Origin of the sequence: Embleya sp. NPDC020630, from assembly GCF_044334985.1 — a bacterium.
GTDB lineage: Bacteria > Actinomycetota > Actinomycetes > Streptomycetales > Streptomycetaceae > Embleya.
The window spans coordinates 48,278-64,681 of sequence record NZ_JBIRUB010000004.1 but is presented as its reverse complement, the minus strand read 5'-3'; the positions used below and the strand labels follow the sequence as shown (position 1 = coordinate 64,681).

Annotated in this window: 17 protein-coding genes and 1 pseudogene; 9 read left to right on the top strand and 9 right to left on the bottom strand. The window is 72.3% G+C overall.

Going from position 1 to position 16,404, the window contains the following annotated elements:
• Positions 1–69 precede the first annotated feature (69 nt).
• The 6 genes and pseudogenes from ACH4XV_RS15945 to ACH4XV_RS15920 all read left to right on the top strand — a co-directional run bounded on the left by ACH4XV_RS15945 (position 70) and on the right by ACH4XV_RS15920 (position 3,793).
• Positions 70–873 (top strand): ATP-grasp domain-containing protein, encoded by an 804-nt coding sequence (locus ACH4XV_RS15945; RefSeq protein ID WP_395790115.1) that lies wholly within the window; start codon positions 70–72, stop codon positions 871–873.
• A gap of 108 nt (positions 874–981) precedes the next feature.
• The gene (locus tag ACH4XV_RS15940; protein WP_395790113.1) at positions 982–1,485 is read left to right on the top strand and encodes a MarR family winged helix-turn-helix transcriptional regulator; all 504 of its coding nucleotides are present in this window, start codon (positions 982–984) and stop codon (positions 1,483–1,485) included.
• 57 nt (positions 1,486–1,542) lie between these two features.
• Positions 1,543–2,526 carry an NAD-dependent epimerase/dehydratase family protein gene (locus ACH4XV_RS15935; RefSeq protein WP_395790111.1) on the top strand — a complete coding sequence of 328 codons (984 nt, stop codon included), beginning with the start codon at positions 1,543–1,545 and terminating at the stop codon, positions 2,524–2,526.
• Between the two features lie 175 nt (positions 2,527–2,701).
• On the top strand, positions 2,702–2,995 hold the full coding sequence (locus ACH4XV_RS15930; protein WP_395791125.1) for a hypothetical protein: 294 nt from the start codon (positions 2,702–2,704) through the stop codon (positions 2,993–2,995).
• A 148-nt stretch (positions 2,996–3,143) separates the two neighbouring features.
• Positions 3,144–3,394, top strand: a pseudogene (locus ACH4XV_RS15925) (NUDIX domain-containing protein); the annotation flags it as partial.
• 48 nt (positions 3,395–3,442) lie between these two features.
• Positions 3,443–3,793 carry a GNAT family N-acetyltransferase gene (locus ACH4XV_RS15920; RefSeq protein ID WP_395791087.1) on the top strand — a complete coding sequence of 117 codons (351 nt, stop codon included), beginning with the start codon at positions 3,443–3,445 and terminating at the stop codon, positions 3,791–3,793.
• A 15-nt stretch (positions 3,794–3,808) separates the two neighbouring features.
• Here the strand turns inward: ACH4XV_RS15920 and ACH4XV_RS15915 are convergent, their stop codons facing one another.
• The 4 genes from ACH4XV_RS15915 to ACH4XV_RS15900 form a co-directional block, all read right to left on the bottom strand.
• The gene (locus ACH4XV_RS15915) at positions 3,809–4,684 is read right to left on the bottom strand and encodes a sigma-70 family RNA polymerase sigma factor (protein ID WP_395790109.1); all 876 of its coding nucleotides are present in this window, start codon (positions 4,682–4,684) and stop codon (positions 3,809–3,811) included.
• A gap of 120 nt (positions 4,685–4,804) precedes the next feature.
• Complete coding sequence (locus ACH4XV_RS15910; RefSeq protein ID WP_395790107.1) at positions 4,805–5,233, bottom strand: ATP-binding protein; 429 nt, start codon at positions 5,231–5,233, stop codon at positions 4,805–4,807.
• Positions 5,234–5,629: 396 nt separating this feature from the next.
• Positions 5,630–6,694, bottom strand: a complete 1,065-nt coding sequence (locus tag ACH4XV_RS15905) for a zinc-binding dehydrogenase (protein WP_395790105.1) — start codon at positions 6,692–6,694, stop codon at positions 5,630–5,632.
• A 49-nt stretch (positions 6,695–6,743) separates the two neighbouring features.
• Positions 6,744–7,910 carry an LLM class flavin-dependent oxidoreductase gene (locus ACH4XV_RS15900; protein ID WP_395790103.1) on the bottom strand — a complete coding sequence of 389 codons (1,167 nt, stop codon included), beginning with the start codon at positions 7,908–7,910 and terminating at the stop codon, positions 6,744–6,746.
• A 65-nt stretch (positions 7,911–7,975) separates the two neighbouring features.
• On the opposite strand from ACH4XV_RS15900, the gene ACH4XV_RS15895 reads away from it, so the two are divergent.
• Complete coding sequence (locus ACH4XV_RS15895) at positions 7,976–8,890, top strand: PaaX family transcriptional regulator C-terminal domain-containing protein (RefSeq protein WP_395790101.1); 915 nt, start codon at positions 7,976–7,978, stop codon at positions 8,888–8,890.
• A 17-nt stretch (positions 8,891–8,907) separates the two neighbouring features.
• On the opposite strand, the gene ACH4XV_RS15890 is transcribed toward ACH4XV_RS15895, so the two are convergent.
• The 3 genes from ACH4XV_RS15890 to ACH4XV_RS15880 all read right to left on the bottom strand — a co-directional run bounded on the left by ACH4XV_RS15890 (position 8,908) and on the right by ACH4XV_RS15880 (position 12,338).
• Positions 8,908–9,987 (bottom strand): hypothetical protein, encoded by a 1,080-nt coding sequence (locus ACH4XV_RS15890; protein WP_395790099.1) that lies wholly within the window; start codon positions 9,985–9,987, stop codon positions 8,908–8,910.
• Positions 9,988–10,024: 37 nt separating this feature from the next.
• Positions 10,025–10,750: a VOC family protein gene (locus ACH4XV_RS15885; protein ID WP_395790097.1), complete on the bottom strand. Its 726-nt coding sequence runs from the start codon at positions 10,748–10,750 to the stop codon at positions 10,025–10,027.
• A 163-nt stretch (positions 10,751–10,913) separates the two neighbouring features.
• Positions 10,914–12,338, bottom strand: coding sequence for a S41 family peptidase (locus tag ACH4XV_RS15880; protein WP_395790095.1), 1,425 nt, complete (start codon positions 12,336–12,338; stop codon positions 10,914–10,916).
• 284 nt (positions 12,339–12,622) lie between these two features.
• On the opposite strand from ACH4XV_RS15880, the gene ACH4XV_RS15875 reads away from it, so the two are divergent.
• Both ACH4XV_RS15875 and ACH4XV_RS15870 read left to right on the top strand, forming a co-directional pair.
• Positions 12,623–13,009, top strand: a complete 387-nt coding sequence (locus tag ACH4XV_RS15875) for an ArsR/SmtB family transcription factor (protein ID WP_395790093.1) — start codon at positions 12,623–12,625, stop codon at positions 13,007–13,009.
• A complete protein-coding gene (locus ACH4XV_RS15870) occupies positions 13,006–14,067 on the top strand; it encodes a cation diffusion facilitator family transporter (protein WP_395790091.1) in 1,062 nt (353 codons plus the stop codon). Before ACH4XV_RS15875 ends, ACH4XV_RS15870 begins: the two co-directional genes overlap by 4 nt.
• A gap of 117 nt (positions 14,068–14,184) precedes the next feature.
• On the opposite strand, the gene ACH4XV_RS15865 is transcribed toward ACH4XV_RS15870, so the two are convergent.
• Both ACH4XV_RS15865 and ACH4XV_RS15860 read right to left on the bottom strand, forming a co-directional pair.
• On the bottom strand, positions 14,185–14,919 hold the full coding sequence (locus ACH4XV_RS15865) for a type 1 glutamine amidotransferase (RefSeq protein WP_395791085.1): 735 nt from the start codon (positions 14,917–14,919) through the stop codon (positions 14,185–14,187).
• The gene (locus tag ACH4XV_RS15860) at positions 14,919–16,208 is read right to left on the bottom strand and encodes a MurT ligase domain-containing protein (RefSeq protein ID WP_078974029.1); all 1,290 of its coding nucleotides are present in this window, start codon (positions 16,206–16,208) and stop codon (positions 14,919–14,921) included. Before ACH4XV_RS15860 ends, ACH4XV_RS15865 begins: the two co-directional genes overlap by 1 nt.
• Positions 16,209–16,404: the final 196 nt, after the last annotated feature.

Sequence of the window (16,404 nt, the reverse complement as noted above, 5' to 3'; positions counted from 1 at the left end):
AAACAATGCCACGCCCTCGACGCCGAAAAACACTCGCCCCGCCGCGCCCGTCCCCGACACCCTGGGCCGATGACCCACACCGACCGCGTCCTGGTCCTGTCCCCGCGCAGCACCGACACCGACCGAGCCCTGGCGAGCGCCGCCCACCGCCGCGACCTGCCGGTACGCCGCCTGCACACCTGGCAGGCGCCGGCCGACCTGATGGGCACGCGGGCGCACCTGTACGCGGGGCCGCTGTTCGCCGACGCGACCGCGCGTGATCTGGACCTGGGCCTGCTGGAGGCGCCGGAGGACTGGTTGGCGCGGCTGCCGGTCGAGTTGACCCGGCGGGAGGTCACCGCGACCACGTTGGCGTATGCGTGGACGCTGCGTCGGCCGATGTTCGCCAAGCCGCCGAACGACAAGTCGTTCCCCGCCAGGGTGTACCGGGACGGTACCCAACTGCCGGGCAGCGACGCGGCGGATCCGGACACCGCCGTGCTGCTCAGCGAGACCGTCGTGTTCCGGGCGGAATACCGGCTGTTCTGCCTGGACGGGGCGGTGCACGCGGCGTCGCGGTACGCCGTCGACGGCGACCTGGACATCGCGCCGATCGCGGCGTGCCGGCGCGGTCCGGACGCGCTCGCGTTCGGCGCCGACGTGCTGGCGGCGGCCGGGGCGGACCTGCCCTCGGCGATCGTGGTGGACGTGGGCAACACCGACGCGGGCTGGGCGGTCGTCGAGGCCAACGCGGCCTGGGCCTCGGGGGGCTACGCGTGCGAGATCGACCGGGTGCTGGACGTGGTGCTGCGCGCCGGTGGGCCGCGCCGGGAACTCGCGGCACGGGACGCGGCGTTTGTTCGGCACGCCCCCGTCGTTCGGGACCGGGGGTGACGGTTCGGGGCCGGCGGGCGACACGGGGATGAGGGCCGGGCGACGGGTCCGGAGACAATGGGTGTACCCGGGTCCATCAGGATCCCCGCTCCTCGGGACGTGACACGCGTGAGTTCGCCGGAATCCAGCTCGGCGCCGATCGGCGACCTGTTCATGCGCCTGGCCAAGCGCATCCGGATCCGCGCCGGCCGCGAACTCGCCCCCTTGGGCCTGACCCCCGCCCAGGCGCACGCGATGAAGGTGCTCGTGCACGCCGGTGAGCCGCTGCGGATGGCGGACCTCGCCGCCCGCCTGGAGATCGTGCCGCGCTCGGCGACGACGGTGGTGGACGACCTGGCGGCGCGCGGATTGGTCCGGCGCAGCGCCTCGGCGGTGGATCGGCGGGCGACGTTGGTGGAGCCGACGGAGCGGGGGCGCGCCGAGGTGCGTCGGATCCGGGCGATCCGTCAGGGCGCGGGGGCGGCCGTGTTCGACCGGCTCGGCGAGGCGGACCGGGCCGAGCTGCTGCGGCTGTTGCGCCTGCTGGATCGGGAACTGGCCGAGCAGGAGTCGGCGGACCGGGACGGGGCGGGGCATCCGTGCGCGCGCGGGTCGGCGCGGGGGCTCGGGTGATTCCGCCGAGAGCAGAGGGTCCTTCCCGCGGCGGCCGTACGCGGGCAGAGTCTGATCATGAGAACTTTGATCCTGGGTGGTTCCGAATTCGTGGGCCGGGCCCTGACCGACGCCGCGCTCGCCAGGGGCTGGGACGTCACCGTGTTCAACCGCGGTCGGTACGAACTCCCGCCCCAGGTACGCCCGTTGGTTGGCGATCGCACCGTCGAGGGCGGTCTGGCGGCGCTGGCCGACGGTGAGTGGGACGTGGTCCTGGACACCTGGAGTGCCGCGCCCAGGGCGGTGCGGGACACGGCCGACCTGCTGGCCGACCGGGTCGGGCGCTATGTGTACATCTCCACGTGCTCGGTGTACGCGGAGCCGACGGCCCCCGGGGTGGGCGAGGAGGCGCCGTTGGTCGAGGGTTCGCCCGACGACGGCGACGTAGCGTATCCGATCGCCAAGCGCGGCGCCGAGATCGCCATCGAGCGGGCCTTCGGCGACCGGTACGTGCATGCGCGCGCCGGCCTGATCCTGGGCCCGCGCGAGAACATCGGCCGCCTCCCGTGGTGGCTCAACCGGATCGCCCGGGGCGGCCCGGTGGTCGCGCCCGGCCCGCGCGAGTCCCCGCTGCAGTTCATCGACGCGCGCGACCTGGCCGAGTGGTCGGTGCACGCCGCCCAGGCGGGCCTGAGCGGCCCCTACAACCTGATCTCGCCGACGGGCCACACCACGATGGGCGAACTGCTCGACCTGTGCGTGCGGGTCACCGGCTCCACCGCCGAGCTGCGCTGGATCGACCCGGAGACGATCCTGGCCGCCGGCGTCCAGCCGTGGATCGAACTGCCGGTGTGGGTCCCGGCGGGCGAGGACTACAACAGCATCCACCGCCGCGACGTGAGCAAGGCCCTGGCCGCCGGCCTCCGCATCCGCCCGACGGCGGAAACCGTGGCCGACACCTGGACCTGGCTCCGCGCCCTGGGCGGAGTGGCCCCCCAACGCCCCGACCGCCCGGTGGTCGGCCTGCCCCCGGAAAAGGAAGCCGAACTCCTCAAGCCCTGACAGGCCAAGGCGCCGTCGGCAACCCGGCCCCCGACGGCGCCCGCCGGGGGTACGCAACCCCGCCCCGCACCCCGAGCCGAAGCGGTTGGCACACGCCCCGGCGCACTGTGCGGTATGCCCGCAGCCCTTGTGCGCCGGCTACCGGTTGCCCGGATCGCGATGTCACCCTGAAGGCATGGACCACGACCTCCGCGACCCCGACCGGCCGACCATCACCACCACCATCGATGGCGTCCCCACCGAACTCCCCGGCACCCTCGTCGACATCCGTGCCGCCCTTCCCGAAGACCGGCGCGACGCCTTCGACAAGGAGATCGGCGACGCCCCCCTCAAGGACTTGGCCGCCATCGCCGTCCACTGGGCCATCCCCCCGGAGGAGCACGCCCGCATCGACGCCGACGCCGAGCGCATTCGCTCCGGCGACCTCACCGGCGTCGTCGACATCGACGGGAACCCGGTGGAGCCATGAGCAGCCACTACGTGCAGTACTCCGACCGGGCCCGCAGCGAATACGCCGCCCTCTCCGCCTCGACCCGCCGCGACTTCGATCGCGCGGCAGCCGGCATGGCCCGCCGGCCACACGGCATTTCGGTCGAGTCGAGCCGTCGTGTGCCGCCCTCAGCGAAGCCGCCGCCCGGGAGAAGCCGGCGGAAACCGTTGGCGGCCGGGCCCCCTTCGCCACCTGCTCAGCGTCGAACCTTCGAACGGCCTCTCGGATGCCGTTCACCACGTCTACTGGTCGGACAGCGGCGAGCATGTCGGTGAACCCGAGGACGCGTTCGAGTCGGATCGGGTCGAGTGGGTGCCACCGAAAGAAGTGCCGGACCTGATTGCGCGCGGGGAGATTCGTTCCGCTCGAATGCGCGCGGGTCGAGAACGGATTCGTGTTCGATCGACCGGCGGAATCGGTGACCCGGTGTCCCGCCGGCCCCGGGACGACGGGCCCGGGCGGATGTGGGTGGCCGACGACGGCGAACGGGTCCTGGGCGCGGTGGGGTTGACCCGCGAAGAGCACGGCCTGATGCGGCTGCGCTGGGTGATCCTGGACCCGGTCGCCAGGGGGCACGGCGTGGGCCGCGCGCTGCTCGACGTCGCGCTGGCCGAGGGCCGCCGGCGCGACGCGGCCGGGGTGTACCTGTGGACCATCGCGGGCCTGGGCGCGTCCCGGCACCTGTACGAGCAGGCGGGCTTCACCCGGACCGAGGAGCGTCCCGCGCGCACGTGGGGGATCGACGTCGTGGAACAGCGGTTCGATCTGAAGTGGTGAACACAGAGGGCGGCTTCACCCGTCCAGCAGCCGCACATCCGTGTCGCGCAGGTAGGCCGGGTCGGACAGCAGGTCGATGCCGACGATGCGGCCGCTCGCGATCATGAATCCGAAGACGACCCTGGGTTCGCCGCCCGGCGCCCACGCCAGGCCGGCGATGCCGTCGAGCAGGGCGGGCCGTGCGGCCTGGGCCCGGCCGGAGAAGGTCTCCGCCACCGCCGCCGCGCCGCGTACCTCGGCCATGGCGCCGACCGCGATCGCCGCCGAGTCCGCGCGCAGCACCACGTCGGGGTCGAGCAGGGCGAGCAGGGCCTGGAAGTCGCCGCCGCGCGACGCGGCCAGGAAGGCGCCGACCACCTCGCGCTGCCGGGTGGGGTCCACCTCGAGGTCGCCGGGCGAGCCCTGGACCCGGCGGCGGGCCCGACTGGCCAACTGTCGGGTCGCGGTGGGTGTGCGGTCCACGATGGGCGCGATCTCGTCGAACGGCAGCGCGAACATGTCGTGCAGCACGAAGGCGAGCCGTTCGGCCGGGGCGAGCGTCTCCAGGACGACCAGCAGCGCCATGCCGACCGAGTCGGCCAGCATCGCCTGGTGCTCGGGGTCGTTTCCCTCGGCCGTGCAGACCGTCGGGTCCGCGACGAACGCCTCCAGCGGATCCTCGCGGCGGGTCCGGCGCGAACGCAGCATGTTCAGCGACACCCGGGCGACCACCGTGGTCAGCCAGCCGCCCAGGTTGTCGATCTCGCGCACGTCCGTACCGCTGAGCCGGATCCACGTGTCCTGGACCGCGTCGTCGGCCTCGCTGAACGAACCGAGCATGCGGTATGCCACCGCGCGCAGGTGGGCCCGGTGTTCCTCGAAGCGGCCGGCAAGGAAGTCGTTCTCGTCCATCGGTCTCACATTTCCGTGGTGTCATGTCACCGACATGACCGATGGGAGCGAGGCGATGTGACGGAGCCGACGACCGAGTCGGTCGGCGAGGCCCCGACCCGGCCGGCCCCGCGCGGGGGCTCAGCGCAGTGGCAGGCACACCCACACGGTCTTGCCGCCGGCCGCGTCCGGCTGGATCCCCGCGTATCCGCCGGCCTCCGCGACCAGGGTCTTCACGATCAGCAGGCCGCGGCCGCTGTCGTCGTCGACCGTCTCCACCAGGGCCTTGGGGCAGAACGGATGCCGGTCGTGCACGCCGACCTGGAGCGCCCCCTCGGCCGTGCCGCGCACGGTCACCGCGATGGCGGGGGTCAGTACGCCCGCGTGTCGGATCGCGTTGGTCACCAGTTCGGAGACCACCAGACGCAGGGTGTCCACCAGATCGCCGTGGGCGGGCATGCCCCACTCGACGGCGATCGCGACCACCTTGCGACGGGCCGCGGACACCTCCGCCTCGTGCGGCGGCAGGTCGAATCGACACACCGGGTGGGCATCGTTGAGCACGGTCATGCCGCGCCTCCCCAGCCGGTGGCGGTCACGTGACGGACGGACACGGCGCCGTTGCGGCGCCTGCTGTGGCTCATGATGTCCCCGATGGCGGGTGTACGGAACTTCCGAGGGAATTCCCTCGGAGCGTACCGATTCCGACGCCCGCCGCGTCCAGTTTGCGACACTTCCACATCTGCGTCGGCGGGGCGTTCGGGGGCGCGCGTCGGCGAAACGCCCTGGCGAGCGAGCCGCCCACGCACAGCGCGCGCCAGGGGCGGCCGTCCCGGGTCCACCCTTACGCGTGATGCGTGTTCCGCGCGCCCACCGCTCCGCGGGCGAGCGGGAGGGGGTACTCACCGCTTCGCGGACGAGCACGGACGGGCGCCGACGAGCCCGGCGCCCGCCGGCCGGCGTTCGTCACGCCTCGGGCGGATGTACCCCCGTGCCGGCCAGGTGCGGGCGCACCAGGACCTTGACGTGTTCGTCGGGCCGGCCGAGGGTCTCGATCGCCGCGGCCACCCCCTCGAAACCGACCTGACCGGTGATCAGCGATGCCGCGTCCACGCTGCCGGCGGCGATCCGGGCGAGGGTCTTCGGATACTCCTCGGGCGGATAGGTCAGGCACATCTTCACCGTGAGGTCCTTGTAGATCCCCACCACCGGCCGGAAGGAGTCCTCGGTCATGCACACCCCGATCAGCAGCACCGTGGCGCCGCGGGGCGCGGCGTAGGTGATCCGGTCGAACATGCCGGCCTTGCCGGAGCACTCGAAGATGGTCAGCGGTTGCCCCGGCTCGGCGCCCTCGCGCCACGCGTCGAACGGATCGCGCTCGGCCGGGTCGACCACCACGTGCGCGCCGAACGCGCGGGCGAGGGCGCGCCGGCGCGGCGAGGGTTCGGAGACCACGACGGGCGCGACGCCGCGTTCGATCAGCCCGGCGATCGCGCCCAGGCCGATCGGGCCGGCGCCGATCACGATCGCCGCGCCGCCGCGTTCGGCGCCGGAGCGGGCCACGTTGCCGAAGCCGACGGCCAGCGGCTCGGTCAGCGCCGCGACGTGCGGCGGCACGTGTCCGGGCACCTTGACCAGCGCCGCGGCCTGCATCACCATGCGTTCGCCGAAGCCGCCCGGGAAGGTGTTGGAGAAGCCGATGGTGCGCAGTACACCGCCGCCGTCGAGCGCCCACGGCAGCCCGACCACCACCTCGCCCGGCTCGAACCCGGTCACCCCCGGGCCCGGGCGCACCACCCGCGCGGCCAGTTCGTGGCCCATGACCAGGTCGGCGTCCGGGTCGAACACGAACGAGGGGGTGTCCGAGTCGATCGAGGCCCGGAGGAATTGCGCGGTGTGCTTGTACGCGGACAGGTCCGAGCCGCAGATCCCGCAGGCCACCGTCTCCACGAGGACCTGACCCTCGCCGGGTTCGGGGGCCGCGACGTCCTCGACGGTGAACGTGCCGCCGCGCAGTACCGCTGCTCGCATGATGGGCGTCTCCCTGGACTTCGGGTGGATGGGGTTCGGGCGGGTTCGGTCAGGACGCCGGCGGGGTCATCGCCGCCACGACCGCCTGGCGCAGCGCGCCGATGAAACGTTCGCTGTTCTCGTTCGCCCAGGCCATCGAGGCCTGCCGGGGGCGGTTGGCACCGGTGAAGTGCGGCACCACGTACTCGGCGAACAACTCGTAGCTGCGCCACTTGTCGGCGGGCCGGGCGATCGGCAGGTCGAGCAGCAGCAGCCTGCCGAAGCCGCCGGAGCGCTCCGCCATCGCGGTGATCCGCTCGATCGCCTGCGCGGGAGTGCCGATCATCGCGACGCCGAAAGTGGGGAAACCCTCGCCGGTCCACTGCGCGATCGCCGCCTCGGGCGTCGCCCCCCACGGCATGGTCATCCCGGACAGGCCCTGGATGTAGTCGACGAGGTGGTGCACCCCGTACTCGGCCTGCTCGCGCGCCGCCTCGACGGTCTCGGCCAGATGCATCGGCACGACCAGGCGCCAGCGTTCGCGGTCGGCGACATGGCCGTGCTCGGCGCAGGTCTTGGCGTAGACGTCCCAGTTGGTCGCCAGTGCGGCGAAGCCGGACGGGTCGGCGGCGGCGAGCGAGAGCAGGCCCATGCCGTGGGTGCCGGCCTGGACCGATCCGGACGGGGAGACGGTGGAAGCGCACACGGTCTCGATGCCCGCGCGGGTGTACGGGCCCAGGTGCAGTCGGGCCTGGTCCAGGGTGAACCAGTCGGTCCTCATGGTCACCGTCTCGCCGCGCAGGAGCGGGACGATCGCGGCCAGCGCCTCGGCCATCATGCTCCGCTGGCGCATCGGGTCGATGCCGATCATGAAGGCGTCCGAGGCCAGTTGGCCGGGCCCGGAGCCGAACATCACCCGCCCGCGCGACTGTTGGTCGAGTTGCACGATGCGGTCGGCCAGGATCAGCGGGTGGTGGTACGGCAGCGAGTTGACGCCGGTGCCGAGCCGGATCCGGGTGGTGCGTTCGGCGGCGGCGGCGATGAACACCTCGGGGGAGGCGATGGTTTCGTAGCCGGCCGAGTGGTGCTCGCCGATCCACGCCTCCTCGAAGCCGAGGGCGTCCAGGTGCCCGACCAGGTCGAGATCTCGGCGCAGTTGCAGCGCGGGGTTGCCGTCGATGCCGTGGTAGGGCGCGATGAACGCGCCGAAGCGGGTCGGTGGGGCGGCCTCTGACACGGGCGGGCCTTTCGTCGGACGCGTGGCGCACTTTCATAGGACACAAGAACGTGCTTGGATGAGTTATGTCCTACATGGAGGATGGCGAGGAAACAAGGGGCGCGAGCGGGACGTCGGCCGGGTCGACTGCGGGCACCTCGACCGGCCCACGCACCCGGCGCACCGCCGACGGCGGGCCGAGTGCGCGCACGCTGCTGCTGACCGTGCTGGGGGAGTACGTGCGCTGGCCGGGGCACGACGGGGTGTGGTCGCCCACGGTGGTGGCCGCGCTCGACACGCTCGGGGTGCCGGAGGCGGCGACCCGGCGGGCGATCACCCGGCTGAGCGGGGAGGGGTGGCTGCTTGGCCGATCCGAGGGGCGCTACACCCGGCTGACCCTCGCGCCGTCGTTGTACCGCCTGCTGACCGGCTGGACCGAGCGGCTGGCCCGGGCGACCCGGGAGACGCCCTGGTCGGGGCAGTGGCAACAACTCCTGTTGCGCCCACCGGCGGCGCTGCGCGAGGCGCGGGCGGTGGTCGAGGAGCAACTCGCCTTCGAGGGCTTCGGCGACCTGGGCCGGGGGGTGTGGATCGCGGCCGACCCGGGCGGGGTGGACGCACTGCGCGCGCTGATCGCCGAGCAGGGCCTGTCGGCGCACGCGACGTGGATGACGTCGACCGTGTGCGACGCCGCGCGGGAACGGGCGCTGGTCGAACAGGCGTGGGACCTGGCCGCGGTGCGCACGATCCTGGACGACTTCGTCGCGCGCTTCGCCGACGCGCGCGCCGACTCCGACGAAGCGGCCTTCGTCCTGCGCACGCGCATGGTGCACGCGTGGCGCCGGACCTTCGAGCGCGACCCACGCCTGCCGGCCGTGCTCCTCCCGCTCGACTGGCCCGGCGGCACCGCGAACGAACTGTTCATCACCACCTGGCGGCGGATCCACACCCCGGCCGCCCGCTGGTGGGCCGCGCTGGATCGCGACCCGAGACTGCCCTGACGTCGGTGGATTCGGTTTTACGGCGCCGATGTGGTCCAGCGGTGGAGGGATTCGGTGTCCCTGTCGTACGTGAGCCAGGTTCCGTCGCCGAGGGGGCCTACGTAGCCGGCGATCGGGCCTGTGGGGTAGGTGACAAAACCGCGGACATCGAGGGTTCGAGCGTGCAACAGCCAGTGTCGGACCGGGCGTTCCTCGTCTTCGTCGGCGTCGACCGTGGTGGCGATGACCGTGTCGGCGTCGACGAAGCCGCAGCCGTGGTCCCACCGGGACGGGCACTCGTCGCCGTCCGATTCCGGGACTCTCTCGGCGAGCACCGCGCCGTCCAGGGCGTGGAGACGCAGGTCGGCGCCGTCGTGTTCGACGGTCAGGAAGCCGTCGTGGCCCGGGTGGACGTCCGTCAGGACGCGGTCCATGTCGTCGTTCAGGTCCCACCCGGTCAGCTTGTCGCCGTCCAGGCGGGCCCAGTGCAACAGGATGCCGTCCTGGCCCATGCCGATGCAGAGGCCGACGTGGGTTTCGTCCGGGTGGGAGAGGTGGTGTGAGCCGGCGGCCGCGCTGTCCTCCAGCCGCATGCGGGCGAGTTCCCGTCCGTCCCGGGCGTCCAGGACGACCCAGCACTCGTGCCGGTCCTCCCAGTCCACGTCGTGTCCGCCGAGCACGACGTGGGCCCAGACGTGTCGGCCGTCGTCGGAGACGTGGCAGGAGCCGCTTTCGAAGCCGTGGCACACCTGCTGTTCGTCGGCTGTGTGGGTGTGACCCAACACCGGCCCCCAACAGCTGTGCCGGTACTCCCACAACCGCTCGCCGTCGGCGCCCACGGCGGTCACGGCACGCTGTCCGGAGAACACCGCGAACGACGCGTCGGGGCTCAGCGCGTCGATGCCGTTGCCCCACCCGGGCCACGGAACGGGGAAGACGGCGATCGGGGCAAGCTCCCCGGCGAACAGTTCGTCCAGGTCGTAGACCTCCAACTCGCGCCCGTTCCGGAGCATGCCGCGAGGCGACCCGCCCCGATGCTTGTTCAGGGCGCGGCCGCTGATCAGGGCCCCGCCACCCGGCAGCCGGGCCGAGTCGCGCAGGTATGCGGTGATCGACATGCCCGGAAAGCTAGCGAACGCCGACGACAGGCGGCTATCAGGACCGGCGCAGGGTGAATTCGTTGCCGTCGGGGTCGATCAACAACACCCGGCCGCCGGCGTCCTCGGCGGCGTCCGGGCGCGTCGCGCCGAGCGAGATCAGCCGGGCGATCTCCGCTTCCCGGTCGGCGTCGGCGGGCAGCGCCAGGTCGAGGTACAGCCGGTTCGGGCCCGTCTTGGGCGCCACCGGGGGGCCGCCCCACGTGATCTTCGGGCCGCCGTCCGGGGATTGGATCGCGGTCTCCTCGTCCTGGTCCCAGACCAGCGGCCACCCCAGCGCCTTGCTCCAGAAGTAGCCGACCTCCCGCGTACCGTCGCAGGAGAGCGCGCCGATGCGGCCAGGGCCGGTGTCGGAGAGGAACCTGTTGCCCGCCGCGATGACGCAGAACTCGTTGCCGTCCGGATCGGCGAGCACCACGTGGGTCTCCTCCGGGAGTTGGCCCACGTCGAGGTGCCGGCCGCCCAGCTCCAGCGCCCGCGCCACGGTCTGCGACTGAACCTCCGGGGAGGCACTCGTCAGGTCGAAGTGCATACGATTCCGGCCGATCCTCGGCTCCCGACTCGGCAGGAAACGCACCCGAAACCCCGCGGGATCGGGCGGCAGGATCGCGACCTCGTCCGCACTGTCGGTGCCCGCCTCCCACCCCAGGATCTGCGACCAGAACCGCGCCAGGCCCGTCGGGTCGGTCGCGCGGAAGCTGACGGCGAACAGTCGACTGGTCATATTTCGTGCATCTCCGATCCACCGACGGTCGTTTCCACGCCCGTCCGAGCCCAAAACGTGCAGCTTAAGCGCGACACACGACTCTCGCATCCGAGTTTCCGTCACGCGCGTGGGACCTGCGCGCGTGCCACGCGGCGCAGGTCCCGAAGGGGGGAGGGTGGGGTCAGTGCGTTCGGCTGCGGAGTTCGGCCGTCGCGCGGTCGAAGGCGGAGTCCTTGTGGTGGGTGAACTCCTCGTCGGTGAAGACCGGTTCGGTGATGTGCGGGGGGATTCCCGTGCCGTCGAAGGTGCGGCCGTCGCGGGTGCGGAAGACCTCGTTGGGGAGGCCGAATTGCCAGCCGTTGGGGAGGGCCCGGTCGAGGACGTCGGAGAAGACGCCCTGGGTCGCCTCGCCGATGCGGACGGTGTGGCCGGGGCGGTTCATCAGGGACTGGGTGAAGGTCTCGCCGGCGCTGACGGTGGAGCCGCCGGTCAGGACCGCGAGCGGGCCGGTGTAGTGCGGCACGTCCGGGGTGGGGCGGACCTGGATGGGCTGGGCGCGGGTGAAGCGGGTGGGGTCGAGGGGGTCGTTGCGGGCCTGCTTGGCGTAGGCGAAGTAGGGGCGGTCGGTCAGGCGGGCGGCCAGGTTCAGGCCGAGGTTGTCCGCGCCGCCGCCGTTGACGCGCAGGTCGACGATCAACCCGCGCAGTCGCCCCACCCGTTCGGTGCTCAGGATGGAGTTCAGCGCCCGGTCGAGTTCGGCGGCGTTGGCGGCGTAGCCGCCCTTGGGGTCCTCGACGTAGCCGAGGAAGCCGGAGACGCGCAGGTAGCCCTGGCCGTCGGGCAGGTCCGTGTAGCTGATCCGACCCTGGCCGTACTCGGTCAGCGGGTGGTCGGCGCCCAGGTCGCGCTCCTGGATGTACGCCTTGATCCTCGTGTCGAGTTCGGGCGTCGGGGCGGTCGTGCCGGGGCGGGCCTCGGCGAAGAAGCGGTTCGGGCCGCCGCTCAGGTACAGGTGCGCGTCGTCGAGCGGGTCCAGCATCTCCCGGAAGATCGCGAAGAGTTCGTCGTCGGTGGTGTTCGGGCCGACCCGGGGCCGGTAACGATCGCCGACGGCCTGCCAGTCGACGCCCTTGGCGGCGAAGAACGGGTAGTTCTCGGCGAAGGTCCGCCAGAAGACGTCGAAGGTGGTGCGCGGGTCCCCGGGCAGGGGGCGGGAGCAGGCCGCCGGCAGGGCCGCGACGCGGCGCAGGTTGCGGTGGTCCGGTGCGTCGGTGAACTGCAGCGTGGCCTGCCTGCGGTTCGGGTTCACCCGTACGGCGAGGACACGACTGTTGTCCGCCTGGTAGCCGATCGTGTCTCCGTCCACCGTCGCGCGGGTCGCGGTCGAGCCCTTGAGGCAGCTGATCGCGGTGGTGTCGTACTGCTGCAGCGTGCCGTTCTCGATGGTCACTACGGTGCCGTAGCCGTCCACCTGCCAGACGCCGTCCTGGTGGGGTGACGGGCGCTCGCGAGGCCCGGTGTCGGCCGTTGCCGAGGCGATGCCGGCGGTGGTGGCGAGCAGGGTGGCGGCGGCCACCGTGGCACAGGTGCCGAACAGCTTGGTCATCGTGGTTCCTGTTCCGATGCGGTACGAGCGGGACGAGCTCGGGTCGAGTGATCGAATCGGTGCTTCCTGCGTGGACCAGAATCGGCCGGCTCCGGGGTGGCGCGACATCGCGCGAGCCGGTCTGTCTCGGGTGGGGGTAACCCCCGATCGGCCCCGTCCCGCTTGCGAACGCATACCCCCTGCCCCTATGTTTTGTGCAGGCGTTCGTATGAAGATCTATTCAGACGTTACGATGTCGAAGCCGATCCGAGGTGGCATATGGGAATGACGACGGAGGTGGCCCGATGGCGCAGCCGGTGAACGCCGATCTGGTGGACTCGGTGCGGTCGCGGCTGCCCGACGGCGCGCACCTGGCCGAGACGGCCGACGTGTTCGCGCTGCTCGGCGACCCGGGGCGGTTGACCCTGCTGGTCGCGCTCCTGGAGGGCGAACTGTGCGTACGCGACCTCGCGGCCGCGTGTGGGCAGGGCGAATCGGCCGTCTCCCACCAGTTGCGGCTGCTGCGCGCACACCAGGTGGTGACGGTGCGCCGAGCGGGGCGGCTGGCCTACTACCGCCTCGCGGACGCCCACGTGCGCCTGCTTCTGGACGTGGCGTTGGCGCACATCGGCCACGCCCCGGCCACCGATCACATCGGCTGCGCGACCGAGATCCCCGGAGGGCCCCGATGAGCACCCCCGACCACGACCACGGCGCCCCGGGCGGGCCCGGGACCACCGAGCCGGCCCGCGGCCCCGGCGTCGGCGATCACGACCACGCGGCGCACGCCGGGCACGACCACGGCGGCGGCAGCCACGCCGGGCACTCGCACGGCGTCGCCGCCGATGCCGACCGGCGCTACCTGACCGCCGCGCTCGTCCTGATCGGCGCGTTCATCGTCGTCGAGGTCACGGTCGGCATCCTGGCGAGTTCGTTGGCCCTGATCACCGACGCCGGCCACATGGTCACCGACGCGTTCGCGATCGGTCTTGCGCTGGTGGCGATGCGCCTGGCGGCCCGGCCCGCGCGGGGGCGGTGGACGTACGGCTTCAAGCGGGCGGAGATCCTGTCCGCCCAGGTCAACGGCATCACGTTCCTGGTGCTCGCGGTGTGGTTCACCTACGAGGCGGTGCGCCGGCTGATCACGCCGCCCGACGTGGAGGGCGGCCTGGTCATCGTCACCGCCGCGGTCGGCATCGTGATCAACGTGATCGCGGCCTGGCTGATCTCCAAGGCCAACCGCTCCAGCCTCAACGTCGAGGGCGCCTACCAGCACATCCTCAACGACCTGTGGGCGTTCATCGCCACCCTGGTCTCCGGCATCGTGGTGCTCACCACCGGCTTCGCCCGCGCGGACGCGATCGCGTCGCTGGTCGTGGCGGCGCTGATGCTCAAGTCCGGCATCGCGCTGGTCGGCGAGTCGTGGCGGATCTTCCTGGAGGCCGCCCCCACGGGCGTCGACCCGGACGCGGTCGGCGCCGACCTGGCCTCGGTCGAGGGCGTCACCGAGATCCACGACCTGCACATCTGGACCATCACGTCGGGCTTCCCGGCGCTGTCCGCGCATGTCCTGGTCGAGCCCGGCGACGACTGCCACCGGGTCCGCGACCGGTTGCAGGAACGGTTGCGCGAGCGGTACTCGATCACCCACACCACGCTCCAGGTCGACCACGCCGACCCGACGGTGTTGTCCATCGGCGCCACACGCGGCCACTGCGAGGACCCGCACGGGGCGGTACACACGCCCTGAACGGGCACCCGCCACAGGCGACACACGATCGGGCCCGCATACCTCGACGGATCCCGGTGGCGAATCCGCCATCAGCATCCTCGACGGTATGCGGGCCCGATGTGGGTGCGGGGTGGGTCAGTTCGAGGCGGCGGCGCGCACGGTGCGCAGACGCTCCGAACGCAGCTGCTCGTGCCAGTGGTCGCCCAGCGGAGTCAGCGGCACGCCGGTGGCCCAGGTGAGCAGCAGGTCGGCCAGCGCCGGGTTGCGGGACATCACCGGACCGTGCATGTACGTGCCGATCACCCGACCCGCGTACGCGCCCTCGGTGCCGTCGCCCGTGCCGTTGCCGTTGCCGTGGGTGACCTTGGCCAGCGGCTTGGCGCCGGGGCCCACGTACGTGACGCCCTGGTGGTTCTCGAAGCCGGACAACACCGGCAGCCCGAGCGCCGGGTCGACCTCGGCCAGCACCTCGCCGACGCAGCGCTTGCCCGGCGCGCCGCGCCCGGAGCGCACGTCGAGCAGGCCCAGGCCCGCCTCGGGCTGGTCCAGGTCGTCGATGAACTCGGTACCGATGATCTGGTAGCCCGCGCAGACCGCCAGCAGTGCGGCGCCCGCGCCCACCGCCGTGGCCAGGCCCGGGTCGCGGCGCAACCGCTCCGCGGCCAGGCGCTGCGGCCGGTCCTCGCCGCCGCCGATCAGGTAGATGTCGCCGGAGGTGGGCACGGGCTGGTCGGAGCGTACGTCGACGCGCTCGACCTCGATGCCGCGCATCAGCGCGCGCCGCTCCACGATCAGCGCGTTGCCCTGGTCGCCATATGTGCTGAGCAGGTCCGGGTAGATCCAGACCAGGCGCAGCCTGCTCTCACCGATCATGCCTGTGCCGCTTCCTTGATCGTCTTGCGCAGCTGTTGGAACGCCGTGTAGTTGGCGATGACCTCGATCTGGCCGGGCGGGCAGGCCGCCACCGCCTGGGCGGCCGTCTCGAAGACCTGGAACTGCAGGCCCGCGACCTCCAGGCGGACCGCCAGGTCCAGGCGGCGCTGACCGAGGACGAACAGCGGACGGCCGGCGAGCTGGGTGAAATCGACGTCCCAGATCCACGAGGTGTCCTTGCCGTCCGCGTCCAGCGCGTTGACGGACAGGATCACCGGCGTCGGCGGCGGGTTGATCAGCGAGAACGTCTCGACCCAGCCGGCCGGGTTCTTCGCCAGCAGCAGCCGCAGCTTGCGGCCCATGTAGTCGACCACGTCGTAGCGACCGGCGACGGCCGTGACGTGCTTCATCCGCTCCAGGGCCGCCTCGACGGGCACGCCGAACAACGACGCTATGGCCGCCGCGGTGACGGCGTTGGCCCGGTTGGCCCGGCCGGGCAGCTGCAGGTGCAGCGGCCAGATCCGCCCGTCGGGGTCGACCATCTGATCCCCGGCGAGCGACCACGTGGGTGAGGGGCGGCGGAAGTCGCACTGCGAGCAGAACCAGTCGTCGCCCGGACGCTGCATCACGCCACCGCACTGCGGGCAGGACCAGGAGTCCTCCTGCCAGGTCTGACCGGCCGCGACCCAGAGCACGTCCTTGCTGGACGACGCGGCCCACACGATCAGCGGGTCGTCGGCGTTGGCGACCACGATCGCGTCGCGCCCGCGCAGGCCCTCGCGCCACTTCTCGGCGAGCATGCGGGTCTCGGCGGCCCGGTCGAGCTGGTCGCGGGAGAGGTTGAGCAGCGCGATGGCCACCGGGTCGGAGTCGCGAGCGACACCGGCGAGATACTTCTCGTCGACCTCGATCACGCCGTAGCGCGCCTCGTCGCCCGCCCCGGCCAGCGCGGAGGTGATTCCCGCAGGCATGTTCGCGCCCAGCGCGTTGGACACCACGGGACCCGCGGCGCGCATCGCCTCGGCGACCAGACGCGTGGTGGTGGTCTTGCCGTTGGTGCCGGAGATCAGCACCACCTGCAACCCCACCGACAACTGCGCGAGCAGGTCCGGGGCGAGCCGCAGCGCGAGCTTGCCGCCGATGACCGAGCCGCTGCCCTTGCCGGCGCGCCGCGAGATGGCCGCGGTCACCCGACTCGCGGTGATCGCCAATTTGGAACGCGGCGGCAACGCCTCGGGGGAGCGCCGCGGCGCGGCCCCCTGGCCGGGAACGCTATTGCCTGACATCGAAGAAGGTTCCTCCAAGCGACGGCCCCGACCGGCGGTGGCCCATGACCGGGTGTACCGGCCGCCACCCTATCGAGATCATCCGCCCTTCCGTCGCCGGCGACGGTGTGTACGGGATGTGTATGAGAGGGGACGCCCGGGCCGGTCGTCGCGGTTGCGGTCGAGCCGGTCGGCGGGGCGGGTGTTCGCCACGGTC

Bases quoted from the DNA above. Each gene is read 5' to 3' on its own strand.
- ACH4XV_RS15910 (WP_395790107.1), bottom strand. From the start codon at position 5,233: ATGACCGTGCTCAACGATGCCCACCCGGTGTGTCGATTCGACCTGCCG.
- ACH4XV_RS15895 (WP_395790101.1), top strand. From the start codon at position 7,976: ATGTCCTACATGGAGGATGGCGAGGAAACAAGGGGCGCGAGCGGGACG.
- ACH4XV_RS15905 (WP_395790105.1), bottom strand. From the start codon at position 6,694: ATGCGAGCAGCGGTACTGCGCGGCGGCACGTTCACCGTCGAGGACGTC.
- ACH4XV_RS15915 (WP_395790109.1), bottom strand. From the start codon at position 4,684: ATGGACGAGAACGACTTCCTTGCCGGCCGCTTCGAGGAACACCGGGCC.
- ACH4XV_RS15880 (WP_395790095.1), bottom strand. From the start codon at position 12,338: ATGACCAAGCTGTTCGGCACCTGTGCCACGGTGGCCGCCGCCACCCTG.
- ACH4XV_RS15945 (WP_395790115.1), top strand. From the start codon at position 70: ATGACCCACACCGACCGCGTCCTGGTCCTGTCCCCGCGCAGCACCGAC.
- ACH4XV_RS15870 (WP_395790091.1), top strand. From the start codon at position 13,006: ATGAGCACCCCCGACCACGACCACGGCGCCCCGGGCGGGCCCGGGACC.
- ACH4XV_RS15885 (WP_395790097.1), bottom strand. From the start codon at position 10,750: ATGACCAGTCGACTGTTCGCCGTCAGCTTCCGCGCGACCGACCCGACG.
- ACH4XV_RS15935 (WP_395790111.1), top strand. From the start codon at position 1,543: ATGAGAACTTTGATCCTGGGTGGTTCCGAATTCGTGGGCCGGGCCCTG.
- ACH4XV_RS15860 (WP_078974029.1), bottom strand. From the start codon at position 16,208: ATGTCAGGCAATAGCGTTCCCGGCCAGGGGGCCGCGCCGCGGCGCTCC.
- ACH4XV_RS15875 (WP_395790093.1), top strand. From the start codon at position 12,623: ATGGCGCAGCCGGTGAACGCCGATCTGGTGGACTCGGTGCGGTCGCGG.
- ACH4XV_RS15890 (WP_395790099.1), bottom strand. From the start codon at position 9,987: ATGTCGATCACCGCATACCTGCGCGACTCGGCCCGGCTGCCGGGTGGC.
- ACH4XV_RS15930 (WP_395791125.1), top strand. From the start codon at position 2,702: ATGGACCACGACCTCCGCGACCCCGACCGGCCGACCATCACCACCACC.